21 protein-coding genes are annotated in these 23208 nt (G+C 46.5%); 16 read left to right on the top strand and 5 right to left on the bottom strand.

Annotated features, from left to right (window positions below):
- The 4 genes from AAB400_02035 to AAB400_02050 all read right to left on the bottom strand — a co-directional run bounded on the left by AAB400_02035 (nucleotide 1) and on the right by AAB400_02050 (nucleotide 4876).
- Complete coding sequence (locus AAB400_02035) at nucleotides 1–1050, bottom strand: nicotinamidase (GenBank protein ID MEK7648678.1); 1050 nt, start codon at nucleotides 1048–1050, stop codon at nucleotides 1–3.
- 20 nt (nucleotides 1051–1070) lie between these two features.
- A complete protein-coding gene (locus AAB400_02040; protein MEK7648679.1) occupies nucleotides 1071–2942 on the bottom strand; it encodes a hypothetical protein in 1872 nt (623 codons plus the stop codon).
- Nucleotides 2930–3835 carry a protein phosphatase 2C domain-containing protein gene (locus tag AAB400_02045; protein ID MEK7648680.1) on the bottom strand — a complete coding sequence of 302 codons (906 nt, stop codon included), beginning with the start codon at nucleotides 3833–3835 and terminating at the stop codon, nucleotides 2930–2932. The genes AAB400_02040 and AAB400_02045 overlap by 13 nt, the downstream gene beginning before the upstream one ends.
- 345 nt (nucleotides 3836–4180) lie before the next feature.
- Nucleotides 4181–4876 carry an NUDIX domain-containing protein gene (locus AAB400_02050; GenBank protein MEK7648681.1) on the bottom strand — a complete coding sequence of 232 codons (696 nt, stop codon included), beginning with the start codon at nucleotides 4874–4876 and terminating at the stop codon, nucleotides 4181–4183.
- Between the two features lie 168 nt (nucleotides 4877–5044).
- Between AAB400_02050 and AAB400_02055 the strand changes: the two genes are divergently transcribed.
- From AAB400_02055 to AAB400_02080, 6 genes are all read left to right on the top strand, one after another.
- Nucleotides 5045–6529 carry a methyltransferase domain-containing protein gene (locus tag AAB400_02055; protein ID MEK7648682.1) on the top strand — a complete coding sequence of 495 codons (1485 nt, stop codon included), beginning with the start codon at nucleotides 5045–5047 and terminating at the stop codon, nucleotides 6527–6529.
- A 6-nt stretch (nucleotides 6530–6535) separates the two neighbouring features.
- Nucleotides 6536–7435, top strand: a complete 900-nt coding sequence (locus AAB400_02060) for a hypothetical protein (GenBank protein ID MEK7648683.1) — start codon at nucleotides 6536–6538, stop codon at nucleotides 7433–7435.
- A complete protein-coding gene (locus tag AAB400_02065; protein ID MEK7648684.1) occupies nucleotides 7428–8588 on the top strand; it encodes an FGGY family carbohydrate kinase in 1161 nt (386 codons plus the stop codon). The genes AAB400_02060 and AAB400_02065 overlap by 8 nt, the downstream gene beginning before the upstream one ends.
- A gap of 69 nt (nucleotides 8589–8657) precedes the next feature.
- The gene (locus AAB400_02070) at nucleotides 8658–10220 is read left to right on the top strand and encodes a hypothetical protein (protein ID MEK7648685.1); all 1563 of its coding nucleotides are present in this window, start codon (nucleotides 8658–8660) and stop codon (nucleotides 10218–10220) included.
- Nucleotides 10221–10222: 2 nt separating this feature from the next.
- The gene (locus tag AAB400_02075) at nucleotides 10223–11737 is read left to right on the top strand and encodes a hypothetical protein (GenBank protein ID MEK7648686.1); all 1515 of its coding nucleotides are present in this window, start codon (nucleotides 10223–10225) and stop codon (nucleotides 11735–11737) included.
- A 3-nt stretch (nucleotides 11738–11740) separates the two neighbouring features.
- A complete protein-coding gene (locus AAB400_02080) occupies nucleotides 11741–12193 on the top strand; it encodes a macro domain-containing protein (GenBank protein MEK7648687.1) in 453 nt (150 codons plus the stop codon).
- 38 nt (nucleotides 12194–12231) lie between these two features.
- Here AAB400_02080 and AAB400_02085 read toward each other — a convergent pair whose 3' ends face one another.
- Nucleotides 12232–12699 (bottom strand): hypothetical protein, encoded by a 468-nt coding sequence (locus tag AAB400_02085; protein MEK7648688.1) that lies wholly within the window; start codon nucleotides 12697–12699, stop codon nucleotides 12232–12234.
- A 109-nt stretch (nucleotides 12700–12808) separates the two neighbouring features.
- On the opposite strand from AAB400_02085, the gene AAB400_02090 reads away from it, so the two are divergent.
- From AAB400_02090 to AAB400_02135, 10 genes are all read left to right on the top strand, one after another.
- The gene (locus AAB400_02090; protein ID MEK7648689.1) at nucleotides 12809–14527 is read left to right on the top strand and encodes a thiamine pyrophosphate-binding protein; all 1719 of its coding nucleotides are present in this window, start codon (nucleotides 12809–12811) and stop codon (nucleotides 14525–14527) included.
- Nucleotides 14528–14537: 10 nt separating this feature from the next.
- Nucleotides 14538–15578, top strand: a complete 1041-nt coding sequence (locus tag AAB400_02095) for an alcohol dehydrogenase catalytic domain-containing protein (GenBank protein MEK7648690.1) — start codon at nucleotides 14538–14540, stop codon at nucleotides 15576–15578.
- Between the two features lie 183 nt (nucleotides 15579–15761).
- The gene (locus AAB400_02100; GenBank protein ID MEK7648691.1) at nucleotides 15762–16271 is read left to right on the top strand and encodes a hypothetical protein; all 510 of its coding nucleotides are present in this window, start codon (nucleotides 15762–15764) and stop codon (nucleotides 16269–16271) included.
- Between the two features lie 110 nt (nucleotides 16272–16381).
- Nucleotides 16382–17095, top strand: coding sequence for a hypothetical protein (locus tag AAB400_02105; protein MEK7648692.1), 714 nt, complete (start codon nucleotides 16382–16384; stop codon nucleotides 17093–17095).
- Between the two features lie 95 nt (nucleotides 17096–17190).
- Complete coding sequence (locus AAB400_02110) at nucleotides 17191–17844, top strand: hypothetical protein (GenBank protein MEK7648693.1); 654 nt, start codon at nucleotides 17191–17193, stop codon at nucleotides 17842–17844.
- Nucleotides 17845–17918: 74 nt separating this feature from the next.
- The gene (locus AAB400_02115) at nucleotides 17919–18596 is read left to right on the top strand and encodes a hypothetical protein (GenBank protein MEK7648694.1); all 678 of its coding nucleotides are present in this window, start codon (nucleotides 17919–17921) and stop codon (nucleotides 18594–18596) included.
- Between the two features lie 91 nt (nucleotides 18597–18687).
- On the top strand, nucleotides 18688–19125 hold the full coding sequence (locus tag AAB400_02120) for a hypothetical protein (GenBank protein MEK7648695.1): 438 nt from the start codon (nucleotides 18688–18690) through the stop codon (nucleotides 19123–19125).
- A gap of 100 nt (nucleotides 19126–19225) precedes the next feature.
- Nucleotides 19226–21037 carry a translational GTPase TypA gene (gene typA, locus AAB400_02125; protein MEK7648696.1) on the top strand — a complete coding sequence of 604 codons (1812 nt, stop codon included), beginning with the start codon at nucleotides 19226–19228 and terminating at the stop codon, nucleotides 21035–21037.
- A gap of 185 nt (nucleotides 21038–21222) precedes the next feature.
- Nucleotides 21223–21588, top strand: coding sequence for an RNA-binding protein (locus AAB400_02130; protein MEK7648697.1), 366 nt, complete (start codon nucleotides 21223–21225; stop codon nucleotides 21586–21588).
- An 87-nt stretch (nucleotides 21589–21675) separates the two neighbouring features.
- Entirely contained in the window at nucleotides 21676–23142 is a 1467-nt protein-coding gene (locus AAB400_02135) for a fused MFS/spermidine synthase (GenBank protein ID MEK7648698.1), read from the top strand.
- The last annotated feature ends 66 nt before the right edge of the window (nucleotides 23143–23208 follow it).

The raw sequence follows: 23208 nt of genomic DNA on the forward strand, positions 1-23208 counted from the left end.
TTACTTCCAGGTATCCATGGGATCGGTCGAGAGAACCACGTGCATGCCCGCTTTGGCATAGCGGTCTAGCGAACTTTCCGCCTGGACCGTATAGTCCACGACTCCCGGCACGACGACGGCGGAGGTGCAATCCCGAAGGATGTACACCTTCTCGGCGAGCGAACGGTCGCGCGCCATGATGTCGTCGAGCAGATCGTCGATGGAGCTCTTCACGCAGTGGCTTGCAGCCTGTCCTGCGATGATGAGCATGTCAGCGTTCGTGAGCTTGAGGAGGAGCTTGGTGTTGAGGCCTTCCGTGAGCGGCGCGCCGTCGTAGCGAGTCGTCACTTCAGGTTTGAACACGGAGTAGTTCTCGGTGAGCGGGTGCCCGCCCTTGATTTCCAGAAGCGATTGCCGGCCGCGCGCGAACGCGTGGAAAAGCCTCGCTTCATTGATCACGCCGGTGAGGGCATGCCCTTCCGTGCCGAGCAGGCAGTGGTAGGGCCAGAGGTAAAGAGTGTACTTGCCGGACTTTTCGAGTTCGGCGCAGTAGTGCTCCACCTGGTGATTCAGGAACGCCATCACTGCGCTTGGGTTCGCATCTCCGGCGATCCAGTTGGCAACAGCCGGATTGGGACGATAGATGCCCTGCCGGATCTCTTGCACCGTGATCATGGTGTGGGGGGACGGGTGCGAGCCGTCTTCCTTCAGCCAGAACGACGGGAAGAAGATCTGGAAGGGGTAGTGCGTATCGAGGGTGAGGGTGATGTCGTCGATGACGCCGAGATTGCGATAGATGAATTCCGCGAAGCGGACGTTGTCATCGATCGCACCCCGGCCGCTGCGGGCCCCCACGTAGAGGGAGCCTTCCGGGAAGCAGAAGTCCTTCTGGAGGTCGATGCCGAGGACGTGAATCCGCGACTTTTTCACGGGCGCGATGGTGTGAGCAGCGCGCCAGCGCTCGGCCTCTTCGAAGACTTTCTGGGACGAGGGGTTGTATCCCCAATTCTCGGCATTCTTCGCCTCGAAGAGTGGTGGGATGGGGAGTGCGGGATTGGTCGATGTCTTCATCGGGGGCGTCCTTTCGTGTTCTAGAGAGTTAGCGTGGTGATTTCATGTGCTGACACGACTGCAATGCCGCCCTGGCAGGGAAGCAACGTGCAATCGGCATCAACAAAGTTTTCCGTGTCCGGGAATTCACGTGTTACGACCAGATCGGAACCTGATTGCTCCACGCGCACGATACCCCTATCCGTTGGTACGAATAGGAATGGCCCAATCGCGCAACTTCCATTGAACGATGAGAGCCAGCTCGTGTTTGCGGCATTGCCTTCCGCCTGCGCCAGGATTACTCCTCGCGCATTAATGAGATAGGTGCGCTGCATGAGCGTGCCGTACTCATCGGTACAGATCGTGAACCAACAGAGATCCTTAGAGAATCTGCAATTGGCATTGATGATCCGCCCTCTGATCTGAGGCAGACGAACGGAGTCGTTGAGGACTGAGCCTATTGGTTTTGCAATGAAGGCCTGCGCTAGTGTTCCTGCTCGGTAGAATCCGAATCCGAAAGCGGGTCCTGTCCAAAAGCGTGTGTAGCCGGCGAGTGCAGTGCCCAAGAGCCGTGGTTCATAGGTGTCATCTTTCAGTACGCGCCCTTGCTCAACCCAGTACAGACTCTCTCCGTCGGTTGCGAATTGCGTTTGTCCTTCGACTAGATCTGCCTGAACGACTGAGCGTTGCCCTGACGGGCCATATCGCTCGATAATTCCTTTCGAAGCGATAATGGTATCTGTGCCCACTATGCCGTATTGCATGTCTGGAGTTGTTTTGCCGTTCACGATGAGTGTTCCTTGTTCACGCTTGAAAGCCCCCTGTTCGTAGGTGATCCATTGGAGCGTTCCGTTGCGTGCAGTTGCATGGATGATGATCCTGGTCGTTTTGAAGATGCGTGTTGCTGTCACCGTTCCTCGAATGGTTATGTGTTCTTTAACAATCTGGCGTTGTGGTGTGATGCATGAAGGGCAGGTGCTTCGGGCGTGGAACAAGCTGCACGTCGGGCACTGCTGAAAGCGAAGAGTTGTGAGAAGCTGCTGAGGAAAGACCCCTCGTTTATCCCGCGTGAAGATCTGAGTGAATTCGTGAATTAAGTCATCCGGCAGCATGGAGTAGTGGAGTGCTGGCTTGGGGTAGGCAATATCGGGATGAAAGACAGTCATACGTTCCGCAAGTCTCTCTCGGTGTCCCATTCTGTGCTTTGATTGTGATGGTTTGTGGATACCTCCATAGGGCCCGACATAGAGCAGAAGTTGCATGAGCATGCATGCATATGCATACCAGTCAGATGTTTCTCTATGGGGAGAGGACAGCATGATCGAATCTTGTATCGTACAGAGCATCGGATCGACGAATCGTTCCGTGAACATTCGGCAGAGATAGTGTCCAAACTGGAAACTATCCGTATCGATGATCATAGTTCCTGTTCCCTGTACGAGTATGTTGAGATCATTGAAGTCCCCAATTACAACGCCGATCGCATGGATTTTTTTGAGTGTTGCATGGAGATTTCGCATGATTGCCGGAATCACATCAACGGGGGTACTGCGGCGGAATGCTTTGTCGCTGTAGCGGATAAGCTCTGTCGCTCCTACGATTTTTTTCATGCTGTATCCCAGTATGCGATTGCTGCGCATATCAGTTGCGCTAGCCATTGGCGTAATGACTTCCGGTGGCAGGGATGTTGGAAATGCCATGAGTTTTGTCTGGTATTCTTCTAGACGCTCCCGTACAGCTCGCTGGATATCTGGTTGATTGGTAAAGTCGGGGTGGTCTGGCTGTTTGTAGAGTTTGAATACCAAATCATTTCCGATATCGTAGATGACTGCTTCACCTCCCTGGCCGATAATCCGCTTTGCTTCAAGCTTGAGTGGCTTGCCATTGAGATTGACGGTAGTCATTGCTCGCATACCTCGTTTCTTTTTCCCAGAATCACCGTCGTATCATCCGGCAGCAACCCTGGATTTCTTGCAATTGCTGTTCCGAGATTATTCATGCGGACAACATCTGTTGCTATCGCAGAAAGTCGGCGTCGAAGCGCATCACGATTCATCACGTAGCGTTCCTCAGTCCAGAATTGACTGACTGGTCCGATAGGTGAATCGGTTCCCGGAAGCATGTCGGATTCATGGCGCTGCAGGTGGGCTATTCCATCTGTTGCAAGAAGGAAATGATGAAGATCATTGGTTGCTATCACTCGGTTGACAGTGAGAATGAGCGATTGTGGTGGCAGAGATGTTTTCACGAGACGATAAGCTAGGTAGGGCGGCGAATTTGCTTCCGCTATTTCGAGCGGTAGGTGTTCGCCATTTATTACCATTGCGCCATCGCCAAGCGAAAAGAACGCAGCATGGGTTGCTGTCATGAGAACACCGACAATCGTGAAGAGGAGATGGTCCTGCACAAAGATTGCACGATCCTCCACTTCCATACTGGTGATAAGTGCAGAGAGTTTTACACAGACACGCCCCGGTATTCCCTCGCGCCATTCCCAGTGATTTTGGTGATCAAAGAGGAGATGTTGGCTTTCCGGAGCGTAGTTGTTGAGCGCGCGCAGAACTTCACTGCATACAAGGCGCGCACCAAGCACTGCGCCAATTTCATTGTGGTTAGTAGTATTTTCATGTTGACTACCACTGCCGCACCCATCTGTTACGACCGCTATAGTTGCGTTGTGTTGATGTATGACACAGAAACCATCATGATTGTTTTTTCCCGATCGTATGTGATCACGTCCCGTTACTGATGCATGGGCAAATGTGAAAGGTAGGTGTGATTCAAGAAAGGTTTTTGTCGTAGACATTTTCAATGTACAGTTGCCGCATCGTAGAGATGCAGGTCTCAGAGCTTAGTAAGGTTTTCTGGTGGTTAAGTACTGAGATCTTCATTCTACAAGTGTACTAAGTACACTAACTAAGAGGCAAAAAATAATATGGAGACGTAAGGGAGGGGAGTGGTTTGTGATGCCTGCAATTGAGATACTAATATTGTATTATATACACTAACTAAGAGGCGAAAAAATAAGTGGAAGAAGAAGCTATAGAGTGAAAAAAGAGATGGACAGACAGGAAAAATGATAGAGTGGCAGTCATATAGGTGTATATAATACACTAACTAGGGATAAAAAAATAAATAGGGATAGGCACTATCAGAGAATATCTACAAATTCGGGAATGCGTTTTTTGAAGGTATAGAGTTCTGCGGGGCGGTTTGCCGTGCCTCGGCGTTTCTTTCCTGTTGCGCGGATAAGACCTAGTGAGAGTATTTTTTTGCGAAAGTTTCGCTTGTCAAGCTTGCGGCCGAGAATCACTTCATATACCGATTGCAGTTCGCTGAGTGTGAATTCTTTAGATAGAAGGCTATAACTGATGGTGCTATAGGCAAGTTTGCTTTTGAGGCGATCGATTGCTCGTGAGATGATTTCACTATGGTCATAGGCTAGCGAAGGAAGTTTTTTGATGGGAAACCAATCAATTCCTGCATAATCAGCTGTCGTTTTTAATGACACATTGGTGCTTGGTATGAGTGCAAAGTAGGCGACGGATACTACGCGTCCGCGAGGGTCACGGTCTACACGGCCAAATGTATAGAGCTGCTCGAGGTAGACGTCTTTGACGTTTGTTTTTGCTCGGAGATGGCGGAGGGCTGCCTCGTCGGCTGATTCGTCCGGCGTAATAAGTCCGCCGGGTATGGCCCACATGTTGACATAGGGTTGCCGTGTCATTTTGATAAGCAGTACTTTGAGTTGGCCATTCTGGATGGTAAAGATGACGATATCAGTTGCAAGTATTGCGTGGACAAATTGTTTGAGTGGTGCGATGGGCATATACTTAGTGTCTAACATACACATACTAGCATATCTCAAAACCCTGTCAAGAGGGAAGTCTGAGAATTATTGAGAAAAAGGAAATAGTACTGTATTTATGCGATAAAATACCACCTCTTCTTTTGTAGGAGTCTTTTAATCAATCCCAATTTTTGGTAGAGTAGGAAGAGTTATACACACTCACCTATGACCATCCTTTTTCCTGGCAGGCACCATATTCTTACGTCATTTCAACATGATACACTTAAGTCGCTTGTGTACCACGGCTGGAAGGGCAAGAAGATACGTCGCATTGTCATTGCTGTCACATCAGCAAACCACGAAAATACCCGCCGCAATCCCTTGCCGCTCCATCTGCGCACTATGGCAATTCAAGAATGTTTTCGAGATATCGGGTGTGAAGTAAAAATCTATCCAATACCGGATACTGCGCCTACCAATGAATACGCCCAGTATCTTCTTTCGCATATTCAGTACCAGGGAGGGCAACTGCTTCGGCCATCGAATACGCTGTTGGCATGCTCGACACCGGATGTCATCCGTTTGTTTACCAAGCTTGGTTTTAGCCATCATTCCATGGAGCTCGTTTCAGCAGCAACCAATAGCTATTCGGTGTCGCGCCCGTTTGAAGTTATCAATTCTCTCGTACAAGCTGGCACAAACTGGAGAAAGGATCAAATATGGCGAATGTATGCCCATCTTTCATCCCAGCAGATTTATGATACGTATAATATTGGTGATCTGATCGTCGAGCTCTTTTCTGATGCCCTTCTCAATGATGATGCCGATATCACTGAAACGAGGAATTACCAGACGTATGCACTCTCAATGGACTCTGTTATACATATCAAATTTCAGGACATCGAACCGTTTATAGTCGAAGGTAAAATTGTTGATGTGGGATGTTCAACCGGTTCATTGGTTCGTTTGCTTGCGAAGCATTTTAACGAATCGGATATTATCGGTATCGAAGCAGTACGTCGTTTCTATGAATACTGCCGCTCGCAGGAGTATGATAACCCCTTTGTTTTTTTCTATAGAAGAAATATCACCGACCAAGTATTCAAAGATCACTCCATTAACACGTGTATTTATTCATCCGTTCTTCATGAAGTGTATTCGTATCTTGGTGAAAAACTTCTTCATAGGGTTCTTCACAACACGTATAAACAGCTTAAAAAAGGAGGGAGAATCATTATCCGAGATGTTGTGGGGCCTGAACACCCCAATTCAACCGTTCTTTTATCTCTCAATGAAAAAGACGGCAAAGCGAGTGGTGCAATCGGACAGCTTTCAACTTATGCAAAATTTTTCAGATTCGCTGAGGAATTCATTCCACGAAAAATCAAGTATACTGTCGTAACACGAGGAGGAGTGAGGTATATCAAGCTTCGCTTGCAAGATGCGTATGAATACTTGAGTAAAATGACGTATGTCGACAACTGGAAAAGCGAACTTCATGAAGAGTTTGGGTTTTATTCGTATACGGGTTGGGTGAAACTTCTTGAGCGAATGGGGTTCCGTATTGTAAATGGCTCAAAAACTTTTTCTAATGAATATATCATTAAAAACAAGTATGAGCCGCGAGCTACACTCTATGTGGCACAAGGATCATCATTGCGGCAGATCGACTATCCGCCGACAAATATGATACTCGTCGGTGAAAAATAATAATCTATGAAACGCATTGCCATACTTGGAGCAGGGGAGCTTGGAAGCTGTATTGGGAAGCTTCTTCAAAAAAATAAAAAATTATCAATTGAATGGTGGGATGCCAATCCTCAAAAGGTGCCCAATCAAAAACCTCTCGCAACACTTGTCTCTTGTACAGATTTTTTGTTTCTCTGTGTACCGTCATGGGTGTTTCGCAAGGCGCTCGAACAGGTGCGGCCGCATCTCAAAAAAACGACCATTGTTGTTTCATTTGCAAAAGGTATTGAGCGGAAAACACAGCTCACTATGGATGTGCTTTTGAATGAAGTATTGCATCGAAACCAACCCACTGTTCTTGTGAGTGGACCCATGCTTGCGGAGGAGTTGGAAATGAATCTTCCCGCAGGAGGCATTCTTGCTGCAAAAAATAGGCGTGCGTACGAAAGAGTTGCCGCATTATTTGCACATACGCCAATCACATGCTGCTATTCGTCCGATGTCCGTGGCGTTGCGCTTGCGGGAGTTTTGAAAAATATCTATGCAACGGCTTTGGGTGCAGTTGACGGTTTGGGGTTGGGAATGAATGCAAGAGGGCTTGTTATTGTGCGAGCGGCAGATGAAATGGCGCGGATACTTCCTTTGCTTGGCGGCAAGGCTGCAACAACTTATTCATTGGCAGGTATCGGCGATTTGATTGCAACCGGTTCAAGTAACTATTCGAAAAATTACAGTGTCGGTAAAGAACTTGCTCTGTCCGGCGTGTGCGGTATTGAAAGTGAAGGAAAATCTTCCATTGCAGCATTTGAATCGATGCTTGGCGGCAAGGCAGCAACATTCAAGCTGTTTCAAGTTGTCAAAGCTATTTTGTCATGCAAAAAAGACGCCCGCTCAGCATTAAGCCGTTATTTTAAGAAATGTGAATAATCAAACCGCTGCACTCGTGCTTGATGTTGGCACATCGAGTATCAAGGCATTTGTATTTGATCAGACATATCAGTGTTTGGCTCAAAGCGAACGAAAGCTATCAATATGTCATCCAAAACGTGCACATGTTGAGCAAAATCCAAAGGAACTTTTACGCTTGAGCGCCACAGTTCTTAAAACAGCTGTACGTTTATCGGGTATTCATCCATCGCGCATGGTGATGGGAATTACGAATCAGCGAGAAACAACCATTCTATGGGATGCCAAGACTGGTAAGTCGGTCTATCCAGCAATTGTATGGCAGGATAGGCGAACGGAAAAACAATGCTATTCGCTCAAACGCCATGCATCTGATGTCCGTTCAAGAACGGGCCTTGTGCTTTCTTCTTATTTTTCGGCATCCAAAATAGCATGGGTACTTAGAAATGTTCCAAAAGCTCAGACTCTCATACGTCAAAATCGCCTACTGTTTGGCACTGTTGATTCCTGGCTGCTATGGAACTTTGTGGAAGGCAGGCCTCATCTGACAGATTTCACTAATGCAGCACGAACATTGCTTTTTAATATTCAGACGCTTTTCTGGGATACAAAACTTCTCGGTATATTCGGTGTGCCGCGAGAGCTTATGCCAAAGGTTGTTCCATCGCAGTACGAGTATGGCAGAGTAAAAAAAGAAATTCTTGGGTATTCTATTCCACTTCTCGCTGTATGTGGAGACCAGCAATCTGGTATGGCGGCAGCTGGCAGTAAAAAAGGTACAACGAAAGTAACATATGGCACTGGTACGTTTGTGATGCAATCTCTCGGTACGATATTTGCAGCTCAAAAGAATTTTTTTACCACGCTCATACCCAATCATGGTACGCCGTATTATGCACTCGAGGCAAAGATTGACGTTGGAGGCAAGGAAGTTGAACGGGCGCTCCATAGTAAAAAGAAGCTTATTGCACAGCTTACACGCATTGCATGCTTAGTGGATAAACGTCTTAAAGAATTACCCTTACAGCCACGCGTACTTGTGATAGACGGGGGTGTAACGCGGGATGGGCTCATGAAAACTATCCAGGAGCAGGTTTCGGGAATCCCCATACAGCCACTCTCGACGTTTCATGGCACAGCTCTTGGTATAGCAAAACTCCTTCTTGACAGGTAGTTTTGTCTTTCCATAAACATTGGTAGTATAGTAGTGAGATAACAGAACCAAAATAACTATGAGCACCATATGAAATACCTTTTTTTAACGCTATCAATAATGTTTGCATTTGCATGTGCTCATACTGCCAATGCCGCACAGCTCAAAGACACGTTTAGCGGACGCATCCTTTTGCAGGTCCAGGAAAAAGGCAAAGCATGGTATATTGATCCGCTTACGCGGACGCGAGCGTATCTTGGAAAACCTTCAGATGCTTTTCGCGTGATGAGGGAGTTGGGTTTGGGTATTTCGAATGCCAATTTGGAAAAGATTTCGGCATCGGAAGATAGTGCGGTTCGTAATCGCTCATTTGCGTTGAAATTTGCAGGACGTATTTTGCTGCAAGTCGAAGAACATGGCGAGGCATGGTATGTGAACCCCATTGATCTAAAGCGATATTTTCTTGGGCGCCCCTCTGATGCATTTACTGTCATGAGGGGACAGGGTTTGGGTATTTCAAACGATAATATTAATAAAATTGCACCATCCCAAAAGTATGCGGATCCGGAACAGCCCGCAATGTCGGAATCCGCGAGTGTGCCATCCTCTCCAGTAAAAGAGCAGCTCCAGCAGCAAAAACCGCAATTTAAAGAACCACCGGCATTTACGAATATCAGCGGTTCATACCGCTGTTGGAGCTATAATGTGAGTGGTGGCGGTGGGGGAGACTGCAGGCTTTTTGCACCCATTGTACTCAATAAGGATGGCACGTATTCAGTCTCGAGCGAAAAAGGGACCTATTCTGTAAGTGGAGATATTCTAACCCTCTCCGAGTCAAAGCTGCGCGGACCAGGCAAATTAATCGGCGGTACCCAGATACGCTTTGAATATGATTACAACAACTGGCACCATGTGGTTACGTATCTCAAAGAGGGCGGGACAACTGCCGTATCGTCAGATGGAGCGGTGTCGGAGGTGCCAGTGCAGATTACACTCGAATATCCAGAGAAAGATAGTGCGCTGAATTCCATCGTTACAATGGAATTGGTGTTCGAAGGGCAGGATGTGAAAAAAGCAAGCTACAAGCCAACAGCAATTGCAGTGTGGGACGGCGACCGGCGCGTTACCGCTTCATTTCACAAGGCAACAAGTACGCCTCAAACAGGAAAAAAATATGATGTGTATGCAAACTGGGGAACGGAAAGTACAAAAATGGGACAGATTGACTTAACAAATGCAAAAACGCAAGTGGTGACTGCCATTAAAGTTCTGAAAGCCGGCGGGACGAGCGTTGAGCAAAAAGAAGAAGCGCCTTCACCAGCGCCCGAGATTGTTGTCGAGATCGACCTCATTTACCCAGGTCGTGACAGCAGTCTTGGTTCGATTCAAACCGTTACGCTTGTGCCACAAGGACAGGATCCGACAACCGCTGTGTATAAACCCATGGCTCTTGCGATCTGGGATGGCGATCGCGCCATTGTCGGATCGTTTCATAAGGCAACCAATCAAGTCAAAATAAAAGCAGTATATGACGTGTATGCTGATTGGGGTGCCTTTGGCGGATATGTGAAATCCGGCATACTTGATTTAACCAATACAACTGCAGGGCCGATCACTAAGCAGATTCAAACAACCATTTCAGGAACACAATAATTATGCAAAAAACACTACTACGAATCGGCATTCCGGGAGTGCTTATTGTAGGGATTCTTTTGGGAGCGATGCCGAGTAGGATAGATGCTGTAGCTAATACAGCTCGCGATATAAAACCCGAAGCATCGATAATGCTTATTGACCCTCCTGTTGCTACAGCAAATGTCATATCAATTGCAGTGAGAGGGCTTGACTGGGGACCATATTCGGAGCGGCAAAATCCAAAGGCATGGTTTGTTGATCCTGATGATACTACTATGTACGAACTTACAATTGCGCGGAATTATCGTGATTGTACGCTTACATTGGCAATGCGTGGCGAGTGTTCCGATGACCAGCTTTTTTTGCGGCTCGAGATTCCTCAGGATGTGAGACTAAAACTAACACCCAAAATGTATGGACTGTATGTTGCAACAGAAAAAATGATAAACGCAATGGGGCAGTTTACTCTCGTTGCAAATCCTCTTCAAAAAAACATATCAGAACCAACACTAGCTCTTTCGCCCGTGAAGGGTCCCACGGGTACTTATGTCATGCTGTTTGGTGCGGGTTTCACAGCAAAAGAAGGGCTTAATGTGCGTTTTGACCGGGTAAAGGTATCGGTTGGGGGATATTTGGCGCCAGAAGATGATGGTACATTTGAAAATATTGGCATAACCATTCCTTCGATGATCGAACGGGACAACGCAAAAATTACCATTATGCCCGGCACCCATACTATTGATGTTGTGAATAATAATCCTACAAATCCCCGCTCTGCTGCGGCGCAGTTTATGGTACAAGAAAAAATTGAATACGGCACTGGTGAAAAAAAAGATCAGAAAGAACTGAATCAGATAGAAAAAGACCGCAAAAAACAAGAGCAAATAGATAAAGAGCAAAAGAAACTCGAAGATGACCAAAAGAAACTCGAAGATGAGAAAGCAAAAAAAGAGAAAGAGCGAACAGAGCTTCAAAAACAACTTGCCGAACGCAAACTTAAGCGCGAACAAGAAGAGCTTCAAAAAAAACTAAAAGAAAATGAACGCAAACAGAAAGAACAAGAAAAAAAATTAAATGACATTGCTAAAAAACAAGACGGGCTCGAAAAGCGTGAAGATTCCCTTAAAACATGGTTTTGTGATCCTGAGCTTCCTCTGACATTTCAGTCTGGGTGTACCCCTCTTAAAAAAATACCGGTCAAAAGTCCATACGAAGGCAGGCCATGCAGTGCGGATATGCCCATTACATTTCAGCCGGGATGCATAGGGCAGATTTCTGCACTGCAAAAGAATTTATTTACTGGTAGGGCATGCTCAAGCGATATTCCTCTCGTATGGCAGGATGGGTGTGTTCAGCCTCCTCGGCAGGAAATGAGGGGAGAGTATGAAGGTAAGTCCTGTGATCCATCAAGAGCTATTACATTTCAACCTGGATGCATTCCACCGCCCCCTAAACAACCTTTAGTGGAGTCTTTTGCGGGGAAGAAATGCAATCCGTACATTCCCCATTATTCTCAAATAGGATGCATCGAATAATCTATGCCATGCACAAAACAAAAGGGAGATATTACTAAAGTGAAGGCTGATGTCATCATAAATGCTGCAAATACGGAGCTCAATCACATCGGCGGTGTTGCGCAAGCTATTTCATTGGCTGCTGGCCCTGCACTTAGTGAAGAATGCAAGGATCAGGGATTTATTCCGTTGGGTGGGTATGTTGCCACCACAGCAGGAAACTTAAAAGCAGATATCGTTATTCATATTCCTACGATCGATTACCAGGCAGACGGAAAAATTATTGGGTATGACCAGCTCCGTTCTGTTTGGCATGATGTATTAGATTATTGCGAGCAGGAAGGATTCCAATCCATAGCAGTGCCAATGCTCGGTGCGGGCGCATGTGGGATGGATGCAAAACGTATAGAAATTATACTTTCTAACGAAGCAAAGAAATATTCATCGCTCAATGTGATTATTGTCGTTAAGGGATAAAAAAATGAGTCCGCTTCGGACTCATTTTTATACTATTCTTATTTTTTTGTAGTGGGTGCTGTTTTTTCTGTTTTCTCATCTGGTTTCTCGCCATCCGTGCTTTCGGTTGTTTCTTCATCGGCTTGGCTTGCCTTTTCAAGGCAGGAATTTGAAACATCATTGCATGCTTTCAGAAGCTGTGCGCTTACAGAATCGAGCTGTCGTTGGAGTTTGTCGATCTTTGCTTCCAGCGCTTGTACGTTTGATCCGACAGTTGCAATAGTCGGTTCTGTTTTTTTGCTTGCTGCGAGCGAACTGAGGCTTAATCCGAACGAGAGGACAAGAAGTGCTCCAAGTCCCAAAAGTACTGCATGTGTATTTGTATGAATCTTGCATTGGATTTGCTGCTGTTCCTTGTTTTGGGGAGGCTGTGCTGTTTTGGGTAATGGCTGCGATAGGTTGGTTGCAGCTTTCTTGGTTGCGCGTGGTGGCATAAGCATGGTAGCGAAATGAATAATGTAATCCACAGTATAGCATCTGGCAAAAAAGGTGACAATATCTTCCTGTGCATATTCTGTTACTAACATTCAATAGAGCTCTTTTTCTTTTGGTGTATTGTGGTAGGATAGTCGAGATATGAAAAGCGATAACGTACAATCCGGTGCACGCATTCTTCATGACGCGCTTGTACATGAAGGTGTTACGGTACTATTTGGCTATCCGGGTTCTGACATGCTGCCTTTTTATGATGAGCTGTATCATAGCAGCACTATTCGCCACATTCTTGTGCGTCATGAACAAGCTGCGGCGCACGCGGCGGATGGATATGCTCGCAGTAGCGGAGTGCCGGGTGTATGTATGGCAACATCAGGACCCGGATCGACAAATCTTATCACCGGGATTGCTGCGGCGTATGCGGATTCCATACCTTTGGTGGCGCTGACGTTTAATGCTTCTTCTGAATATCTTGGTAAAGGGGTATTTCAAGAAGTGGACATGATCAGTATTACCAACACTATTACCAAAAAGAATTGGCGCATTCGTTCTGTTGAAGAAATTCCCGCAATTATACATCAGGCATTTTACGAATCGCAGAAATATCCCCAAGGCCCCGTACTCATAGATATTCCTTCAGATATTATTCGAAAAAACGCATTAGGGAATGTTGAGCTAGAGACTATGAATGATCAAGGAGGCAGGCAATCACTTTCCGATGTAGAACGTGCAGCTTTTTTTTCTCTTCTTTCCCAAGCAAAGCGCCCGGTGTTTATTGCCGGAAGTGGCATAGTGCAATCGCAATCACACGTGATGTTCAGGAATCTTGTTGAGCGCTTGAATGTTCCTGTTGCCTCAACTGTTTCAGGGGTTGGAAGTATTTCCGAACATCATCCGCTTGCCTTGGAAGTTCTGGGTGTATTGGGAACGCCCTATGCTAATTCAGCATTACAGAAAGCAGATTGTATTGTCGCGTGGGGCATGCATTTTGAACCGCGCTCAACTGCTCGATTGGAGTATTTTGCTCCCAATGCAAAGATTATCCAAATTGATATCAATCATAAAGCCTGCGGACTTTTTGTTCAGCCAACGCTTTGTTTGTCCGGAGATGTGAGTGCTATCATTAGCGACATGCTTGACGATGAGCGCTCGCGTGCCTATAGAGCTCCCACGGAATGGATTGAACAAATTGCGCTTTGGAAACATTCATGCGCATTGCGCTCTGATGCGGCACCATCCGGCATTCAACCCTCGTTCATTATGGAAACACTGGAGCGAATAGTTCCGAATATCAGAATTTTTGCGGGCAACGGGCTTCACAAGTATTGGGCGCTTCGCCATTTTACCTACACCTATCCTCGGCAGTTTAATACTAATTCACGTTTTGGCGCTATGGGGTTTGCATTGCCTGGCGCAATCGGGGCAAGTATTGCATTGGATGAACCGATTGTGGTCGTAACGGGGGATGGCGATATTCAAATGAATATACAAGAGTTGGCAACACTTGCTGATCTTAGTACTCCCGTGAAAATACTTGTGTTTAATAACGGATCACTGGGAGCTATTCGGCAACATCAGCATTTTTCATACGGTAAGAGATTTATTGGAAGTACTTTTGACAAGCCGCTTGCCATTGCCGAGATTGCGCAGAGCTATGGTATTCGTTCGGAAACGGTAGGTACGCATGAGTATATTCAGCCAGCTCTAGAGCGAGCACTTCACCATCCCGGTCCCTATCTTATTAATTTCGTGCTGCATCCCGATACCTATCTTGAGAAAAAAATTTCAATCAATGAGTCGCTTGATGCGCTTATTTGTCCTGTTGAACCGATTATTGACACTCGGCATGATCTGGCGTAGAGTCGACAGTATGAAAGCGCTTGTTAAATGCAGAGCAGAAAAAGGATTGGAACTGCAGGATATTCCCATACCTGAAGTGAAACCCGGCACGGTGCTTGTGAAAATTGCTGCCGCAGGCATTTGCGGAAGCGATCATCATATTTACAAATGGGATGACGGGCGCAACGCGCTTTCCAATAACGTACCTTACATTCTGGGTCATGAAGGCTCGGGAACCGTCGAGAAAGTCGGCGAGGGTGTTACGAATATTGCGGAAGGCGATCGTGTTGCATTTGAATCCCACATCCATGACGATTGCTCATATGTGAAGCGAGGACTGGAGAATATTTGTCCCCATAAGAGCATTCTTGGAATTGGCAGTAATGGTGTTTTTGCAGAGTATGCGCTTGTACCCCAACACATTGTCCGCATTGCACCGCTAAGCATTCCACTAACGGTTGCATCGGTATTTGAGCCTGCAACGATCGGCATCCGCGCACTTGAACACCTCTCTGAACTCTTATCAAAGCAGCCACTGGGACGGAAATCGAAAGTAGCAGTATTCGGTGCAACAGGGATTATGGGCGGTGTAGCAGCGCTTGCAGCCCGATGGTTTGGATTTGATGTGTTGGCATTCGGACGCAGCAAAGAAAAACTCGCCGTCATTTCCAGCTTAGATTCGTCAATTACCACCTATGACATTACTGATGTCGATATATCAAAAAAGCTATCAGAGCTTTCGGTGGATGCTGTGATTGAGACGACCGGAGCACCACAGTCTCTGGAAATCGGTCGCTCGCTCATTGTTTCGGCAGGAGTATGGATTCAGATCGGCATTTTCGGAAGCGATTCAGATGCATACCGAATACTTCTCAATGATGTTGTGCGTCGGGAAATTATGCTCAAAGGGGTTGTAGGTCGTACGCGACGTGAATGGAACCGACTCTTTGATTTGGTCGGCAGTGGAGCGCTTCAGCTTACTCCTCTGATTACCGATCGGTACGCACTCGAGGATTTCGAAGCTGCATTCAGGGCAAAGGAGGGGATTAAGAGTGTCTTTGTCCTTGAATAGCCCAATTCGAGCACTCCAACAGCTTGCCGTTTTCCCACCAAGGGAAGGCGGTTTTTTATTTTTCAGACGCTTATAATGTCAATAATCCACTTGACATAATATGTAACAAATGATAGTCTGTGTATATCTCTTATGTATAAGAAGGGGTCTGTAGTTATCTACAGCTGTTAGGAGGAATAGTCATTGGACGAAATAGCACCGAATGTTGTCAACTTCATTGAATATCATCACGCATTCAACAAGGCAGGGGATACTGTAAGCTCGACAGGAGTCGGGCATTGCATTTCCGGAGAAATCATAGAACAGGCACGAGACATATATAGCCGCACATTGTCGCGGTATGTTTCAATCTCTCCAGCACTCTGTGTCCTGGAGGATCGTATCAAGCAGCACATGCTTCAAGGGATTTTCTGCGGTGTCCGAGATGAAGATCTCTTGGCCGCAGCGGCTCTCGTGAGAGCGCACGGAGATTATCTATGCGACAACTGGGTGAGAGGGCAGGGAAGCGAAAGGGCGCGTATGTTGCGCATCATTCATCGCCTGTCATCCCGACTGAAGGGGATTGTCTCGGAACATCTTGCGCGGCAGAGTCTTGATCGTCCGCTTGACGATCCGTTCGATCCACCCCTGCTGGTGGTGCGGCAATGCCGTACACAGCTTGAGCGCGTGCTCAATGAACTTGGGATGTCCTAGGTGTCCATATCCCACATCGGCCTTACCATTGCGATAGGCCGATTTTTTTATCCATGAGTATTGACATTCGGGGAAATATTACCTACCATTGTCGGTATCGAACATTGATAATGAATACAATCAAAAATGTGCGAGTACTGTGTTTCCATACTATCGGTACCGGTGGTGCGTCAACACTCGGGCCGCAGGAATTTATCGCATTATATAGAAAATATTCGGAAGAATTACATTACGAAAAAGCGTGGGAAAAGTATCGAGGCGACCACCATTACCAAGATCAGCATGAGTTTATGTATCGCCAACGCTTTTTCCGTGAATGGGGCGATCATTGCAAATTCACTGTTCTTCGGGATAAGGTAACCAGAGAACTAATCTTTTGTTTTGCTCTCGAGCACAAGGATACGGATGTCTATATGTTCTCGCTTTATGCCCGCATGGCTTGCATGCGCAATAGACAGGAAGTTCAGACCGATGACGGCCAGCTTGAAGAGGTAGTACTGGCCATCGCAAACGCCGATGCGAGCAAAGAACAATTTGACTGGATCGGCTACGGCCATTTTTGGCTGGAGTATGGTGGTAGTGACTTAGGTAGTCACGATCGGCTCGGCATGGATTTTTCCTCCGATCATATTCACAATGAAGGGTGCCCCTACTGGCATGAGGCGCTCGCGGATGCCGTGCGCCAACAGCTGGCCGAGTACTTTGGCGCCTATGTGTGTTTCACTATGTCACTCATGCGCCAATCATGGCCGGTCCGCTGGGACGAGGAAAAAGCGGCAGCAGCCAAAGCAGATCCGGGTGATGGAATCCTCCTTGACTACTGACCGCACCAACGATGCGGCGGGCTCTTATTAAAAGAGCTCTTTTTTTATTTCCGATCATTGACAAAACGATCAAAAAATGCTAGTGTGATCCAGCAATGATCAACAGTATTCATTCGATCATTCAAACGTACATTTCTTCGTTTCACACATGGAAAGACTGGTCCCTCTTCGTTTCAGGAGTTTTGTTTATCGGTGGATTCATACCGTATGCAACCTCAATTTTACGCAGAGAAACAGTGCCGGTGAAAGTCACGTGGACGCTTGGCTTTATTCTCGATGTTATTGTGTTAATAGGAATGTTGGATAAGGGAAAAGCGAATTTTCAGATCGTCGGCGCATGTTTCGGCGCTGGAATCACCATGCTCCTCTCGTGGTCCTATGGCGCAAAAGGGTGGAAGCCTATTGATGTAGTTAGCGCCTGCGGGGCAGTACTGGGTATACTGCTCTGGAAACTTTTTGGCGATTCACTTGTCGGCATCATTATTGCATGCGTAACTATGTTTGTTGCTTGTGTACCAATGCTACAGGCAACATGGATCGATCCGAGTAAAGAAGACAAGCTCTCGTGGACAATCTTTTACGCCTCTTGTGTTTTTGCCGTCTGCGGTGTAAAAGAGTGGACACTTGTTGTTGCAGCCCAACCGGTAACATTTCTGCTTATCGAGCTTTCAATGGTGCTTTTGGTCTACCTTCGGCCACCAGCACTCAGTAAAACGCGTGAAAAGCAGTATTTCGAAAGCCCGTTATGATCACAGATCCGGGCTCTTTTTTATTGACAAAAAGTGAACTCTGGAATAGGCTCATTTTTGCGTACATTATCACAATGAGAAAGAGTGCATTAGCAAAAACAAGCATGGCGTTTGCGATCTTCGGAGTTGCTATCGGTATTAGTACATTTACTGCAACAACACCCATAGGTTTGCCTGATTTTTCCGTTTCGTATGCATCTACCACTGGTATCTTGCATAAAAATCGAAATGAAGAGTATCTCGTAGATGAAGCGGAGCGACTGTACAGTATGTACTTAATGAGAAGCGAAGTGGAGATGTATAAGAAATTCCGCATTCGACTCTTCGCCAATGAAAAGCTTGCAGGGATGTTCAAAAAATGCGCACAAGCAAGAACCCCCCTGGGATTAGCTGATTCGTTCCGTGTGTATGTCACAACCTTGAGTGTCGATGTAAAAGCATCAGATGAAGCAATCATTGCTTTTTTGGTCAAAAATCTTCCTACTGCCACACAAAACAGAATTATCTACGACAAACTGTCAAAAGAAGCACAGGGCTTTGGACTTACACTTATCCTTGGTGATCTGGAAGGATACAAGAAATTCAGAGGTCGCCTTCTTGCAAACAAGCGGCTTGCTGATGCATTTAGAGAAGCGTCACATGCAGGAATCAGTATTGGTCTTGGATCGAAGTTTGAATCAAGTACTACGGCAGCCACGATCAATATTCATGCAACTGACGAAGAAATCCTCACATTCTTTCTCGGCGATTAGTATTTCGAGCTCCCCGGAGCTTTTTTTTATTGCGTCATGAGCCTTGACACTATCACTATGCGTGCTACTATGCGCGGTATCGAACATTACAATGACTTGGACAATTCAGACGATTGAAACTGTGCTTTCCTATCCCAAGGCAGTCATGACACTCGAAATCCCGGGCGGTGCAAGTGGTCGAAAAATCATCGATGCAGCGCGTGACAGTATCGAGGAGAATAAGCAGGCAAACCAAAGCGTTGATCTCGTCGAAGAATACTATTATAGAGACGACGACATCCTCTTTGTTTTTGGACAGCAATCCCTCTGTCCTTACGAAGACATTATCCTTGCAGTGGATGCCGGAAGAGACTTTACGCATCTCATCCTTCCCGAAGGAGGCTATACGAGAGTGCGGGTGATCAGTCATGAATGGCCGAGTCGTAAGCTTGCAGTTGGGTATGGCGATGAACAAATCGCAGAAGCTTGCCGACATTTCCGCGATCAGCTTGCCAGTCGTCTCAATATCCCTTCACAGCCAGGCGAATAGCCCTGGTTTTTTTATGGCATTTTTTATTGACAAAAATTAGTATCTATGATAGTCTGCCTCTATTCATAAGGGGCTGAAGCCTTTTTTTATTACTCAACCTATGCAGTCAATCAGAAACATTGCAATTATCGCCCATGTTGACCATGGCAAAACCACGCTTGTTGATGCACTTCTCAAGCAGGCGCATATTGCGTTTGGCAAAAATGTGAGCGAGGAACTCATCATGGATTCAAATGAACTCGAACGCGAACGCGGCATCACGATATTTTCCAAAAATGCGTCAGTTAATTATAACGGCACCAAGATCAATATCATTGATACACCCGGCCATGCAGATTTTGGTGGGGAAGTGGAGCGCGTTCTTCAGATGGCGGATGGCGCATTGCTTCTTGTTGATGCACAAGAGGGTCCCATGCCCCAGACGCGATTCGTGTTGAAAAAAGCGCTTGAAGCGGGGCATAAGATTATTGTCGTTGTCAATAAAATCGACAAGCAAAATGCTCGCATCACGCACGCAGTAGAAAAAACATTTGAGTTATTTATTGACTTAGGCGCTACTGACGAACAGGTAGATTTTCCCATAATCTATGCCGCCGCGCGCCTCGGTAAAGCAGGGCTTTCCGCTGATCTTGAATCGATGACAGACATTATGCCTGTTTTTGATGCAATAGTAAAGTATATTCCGGAACCAACAGGTGACGATGCAAAACCATTTCAGATGCTTGTAACGTCGTTGGTAAGCGACACGTATAAGGGTAAAATTGCAATTGGTAAAATCTGGAATGGTTCCGTTCAGCAAGGATCGCCTATTACGCATATTTCCCGTGATGGTGAGAAAGCAAACCAAAAAATTACAGCACTTATGACTTTTGAAGGTTTGGGCCGCATTGAAGTGGAGGGCGCTCAAGCGGGAGATATTGTTGCAATCGCAGGCATTGCCCAGGTGAATATTGGCGATACGATTGCAGAAGTGGACCAACCGCTTCAAATTACCCCCCATGCCATTGAGCAGCCAACCGTGAAGATGACCTTTGGCGTGAATACCTCGCCATTTGCCGGCAGGGAAGGGGATTACTGCACATCGCGCAATATTCGTGAACGCCTTGCAAAAGAACTTGAAACAGACGTTGCACTTCGTGTAGACGAAAGTACCAGTACCGATGAGTTTGTAGTGAGCGGACGCGGAGAACTGCACTTGGCAATTCTCATCGAACGCATGCGGCGCGAAGGCTACGAGTTGCAGGTATCCCGCCCCGAGGTTATTTTAAAAACTAACGATGATGGCGCACTCCAGGAACCTATTGAAGAAGTGTGGATTGATGTCCCTGAAGAACACATGGGTATTGTGATTGAAAAATTAGGAAGGCGGAAAGCAGAGTTAAAAAATATGCATGTTGATTCCGGCATGGCGACGTTTCATTATGCCATTCCAACACGGGGGCTTATCGGCTATCGCAGTGAATTTCTTACGGATACGCGTGGACTTGGTATTATGAATACGCTTTTTGGCGGGTACCAACCGTTTGCAGGGGATATTACAACGCGTTCACACGGATCATTGATTGCACATGAAGCCGGTACAACGACGAGTTATGGAATAATCAATGCACAAGAAAGGGGATTGCTATTTGTGAAGCCAGGAGAAGCCATATATGAAGGTCAGGTAGTAGGAGCAAATGCCAAAGATGAAGATATCGAAGTAAATGTATGTAAGGAGAAGCGACTGACGAATATGCGTTCAAAGGGCGAGGGTGTTGCAGAAGGGTTGGATGTCGCAAAGGACGTTGGTTTGGAAGATGCGCTTGAATATATCGGAGAGGATGAGTTGGTGGAGGCAACGCCAAAAAACATACGACTTCGCAAAAAAGTACTCACGGCGATTGATCGAAAACGCACAAAGCGGGATAATTAAGCATAAAGCTCCGCTTCCCCTTGCCAAAATTCGAATAGTGTGCTAGTATAGAGAAGTAGCCTGTAGTGTCCTTCCATACGGAAAAAACAGGATCGTTTGGTTTTATCCATCGTTACCGTTTCCTACGTAGAGCAAGGGTCAAGGGTCGAAGCAGGTTTTTATTTTTTTATGATGACCATACACTTATGAAATTATACGTAGGTGGTCTCCCATTCGCAACGACTGATGATGAACTCAAAGAGCTGTTCGCAGCTCACGGGTCCGTCACGTCGGCAAATGTCATTACAGACAAATTCTCAGGCCGCAGCCGCGGTTTCGGTTTTGTCGAGATGGGCAGCGATGCGGAAGGCCAGGCAGCCGTTCAAGCCCTTAACGGGACTCAATTCGGCGGCCGAACAATCACCGTTAGCGAAGCACGCCCCATGCGCGAAAAAAGCGATTTTGGCGGTGGTGATCGCGGCGGACGTGGTTTCGGAGGCGGCGGCGGCGGTCGTGGACAAGGCGGTCCACGTCGTGGCGGTTTCGGATCACGCGATGATTCACGATACTAAATCGAGATCAACAAAAGGACGTTTCGAAAGAGACGTCCTTTTTGTTTGCTTGAAAAAAGAGACAAATCACAGTAAGCTTCTAGTCATATGACCTGGCTCTACGAATCACATACTATTAAATCAGATCAAAACGGAACGATACGCATACTCCGCCGCTTTGGGCAATGGAAAATTTTGGTGGATCGGTTTGATGAGACATCAAACTACATGACCCATGTATTGAAACACCTTCTGCATCCCATACCGGTCGAAGCGATGCCGCGCCATATCTTGTTGCTTGGGCTTGGTGGCGGAGGGATTGTACCCCATCTTTTAAAGCATTATCCAATGCCTCGCATAACGATTATTGAATGGGATCCACACATGGTTGAATTGGCACAAAAAATAGGTAACCTTCCTTCAAAACACAGGTGGACAATCCGACAAGGAGATGCTGCAAAAATCGTTCCTGCACTTTCAGAAAACTATGATCTAATCATTTTTGATTTATTTAAAGGAGAACATATTGTACCCGGTCTTTTGACTGAATCATTTATTGAATCGCTGAGTTCCGCACTTGCGCCGGGCGGCTATCTCTGTGTGAACGCATTTTCTCAACCTGAGTTTTTGGATTCCATTGCACTGCGCTTGACCGTCCTGAAGAGATGGAAAAAATGGTACAACAATCTTGCCGTATTTCGGCACGAAGAATCAAAAAATCTTATCAGTAGAGTGCCTGATGGCTATCGTACGCACCGGAATTGCAAAGCCTATCTAGATCGGGATTCAAGCAATAAGAAGAATTTCAACGCGGTTGAGTCAAATGGCATTTGGGGATTGCGCTGGAATCATGGGTTTATGCATTTTGAAAAGTATTTTGGCGATACCGAACCGATTGTCGATCCATCGGGGCCGAGGCGCATGCTCATGTGGCAGCCCGAGCGCCGTCTTGATATTCCTGCAGGGTGGCACCATCCATGGATCAAAATGGATTTGATGATGTATGGCTTCAGCGATATCGGCAATGGCGTGGAATATTGGAAACGCTGGTCTGAGCATGCACAGCGGCATCGTAAGAAATGGCTTACGCAAACCGAATGGGAATTGTTCACACCCGATCCCCAAGATTTTTACAAAGCATACCGCAAAGCAAAAAAAGATATTTTGCTTAAAACTATGATGATTGATTATGTGAAGAAATTTGCCAAGCGGCATGGACAACTCGTTCATTTTATAGCAGCTCGGAGAAAAGGCATTCCTGATGCGCCCATTGAAGCAGGATTTGCTTTTCTTGATATTCCAGAAGTTCAGCAATCGCTCCATCTTGCATCATATATTTTGGAGTCCGCGAAGCAGAGCCCTGCAGGCACGGGCATGATGGAGTATTGGTTTGCTACCGCACGTGAACGCGGAATCCGCTTTTTGGATTTTGGCGTATTCCGGCAAAAAGGCGAACCGCGTTCCTGGCGCGGTTTTACGCGGTTCAAAGGCCAATTTGATATCCAGTATCTCAAATACCCAAAGCCACTGGTACGCTGGACAGGATCATTAAAAGAGTTGTTTGTCAAAAAATAACCTATCATGGGACGATTACTGTATATAGTGGAGCGTTTTACTTTTCGGCACCCGCTTATCACTCAA

This window comes from Patescibacteria group bacterium, from assembly GCA_038065255.1.
GTDB lineage: Bacteria > Patescibacteriota > Patescibacteriia > JACQRZ01 > JACQRZ01 > JBBTRI01.

Excerpts from the sequence above, each read along its gene's own strand:
- AAB400_02035 (MEK7648678.1), bottom strand. The coding sequence starts at position 1,050 with ATGAAGACATCGACCAATCCCGCACTCCCCATCCCACCACTCTTCGAG.
- AAB400_02040 (MEK7648679.1), bottom strand. The coding sequence starts at position 2,942 with ATGCGAGCAATGACTACCGTCAATCTCAATGGCAAGCCACTCAAGCTT.
- AAB400_02045 (MEK7648680.1), bottom strand. The coding sequence starts at position 3,835 with ATGTCTACGACAAAAACCTTTCTTGAATCACACCTACCTTTCACATTT.
- AAB400_02050 (MEK7648681.1), bottom strand. The coding sequence starts at position 4,876 with ATGTTAGACACTAAGTATATGCCCATCGCACCACTCAAACAATTTGTC.
- AAB400_02055 (MEK7648682.1), top strand. The coding sequence starts at position 5,045 with ATGACCATCCTTTTTCCTGGCAGGCACCATATTCTTACGTCATTTCAA.
- AAB400_02060 (MEK7648683.1), top strand. The coding sequence starts at position 6,536 with ATGAAACGCATTGCCATACTTGGAGCAGGGGAGCTTGGAAGCTGTATT.
- AAB400_02070 (MEK7648685.1), top strand. The coding sequence starts at position 8,658 with ATGAAATACCTTTTTTTAACGCTATCAATAATGTTTGCATTTGCATGT.
- AAB400_02075 (MEK7648686.1), top strand. The coding sequence starts at position 10,223 with ATGCAAAAAACACTACTACGAATCGGCATTCCGGGAGTGCTTATTGTA.
- AAB400_02080 (MEK7648687.1), top strand. The coding sequence starts at position 11,741 with ATGCCATGCACAAAACAAAAGGGAGATATTACTAAAGTGAAGGCTGAT.
- AAB400_02090 (MEK7648689.1), top strand. The coding sequence starts at position 12,809 with ATGAAAAGCGATAACGTACAATCCGGTGCACGCATTCTTCATGACGCG.
- AAB400_02095 (MEK7648690.1), top strand. The coding sequence starts at position 14,538 with ATGAAAGCGCTTGTTAAATGCAGAGCAGAAAAAGGATTGGAACTGCAG.
- AAB400_02105 (MEK7648692.1), top strand. The coding sequence starts at position 16,382 with ATGAATACAATCAAAAATGTGCGAGTACTGTGTTTCCATACTATCGGT.
- AAB400_02110 (MEK7648693.1), top strand. The coding sequence starts at position 17,191 with ATGATCAACAGTATTCATTCGATCATTCAAACGTACATTTCTTCGTTT.
- AAB400_02115 (MEK7648694.1), top strand. The coding sequence starts at position 17,919 with ATGAGAAAGAGTGCATTAGCAAAAACAAGCATGGCGTTTGCGATCTTC.
- AAB400_02120 (MEK7648695.1), top strand. The coding sequence starts at position 18,688 with ATGACTTGGACAATTCAGACGATTGAAACTGTGCTTTCCTATCCCAAG.
- typA (MEK7648696.1), top strand. The coding sequence starts at position 19,226 with ATGCAGTCAATCAGAAACATTGCAATTATCGCCCATGTTGACCATGGC.
- AAB400_02130 (MEK7648697.1), top strand. The coding sequence starts at position 21,223 with ATGAAATTATACGTAGGTGGTCTCCCATTCGCAACGACTGATGATGAA.
- AAB400_02135 (MEK7648698.1), top strand. The coding sequence starts at position 21,676 with ATGACCTGGCTCTACGAATCACATACTATTAAATCAGATCAAAACGGA.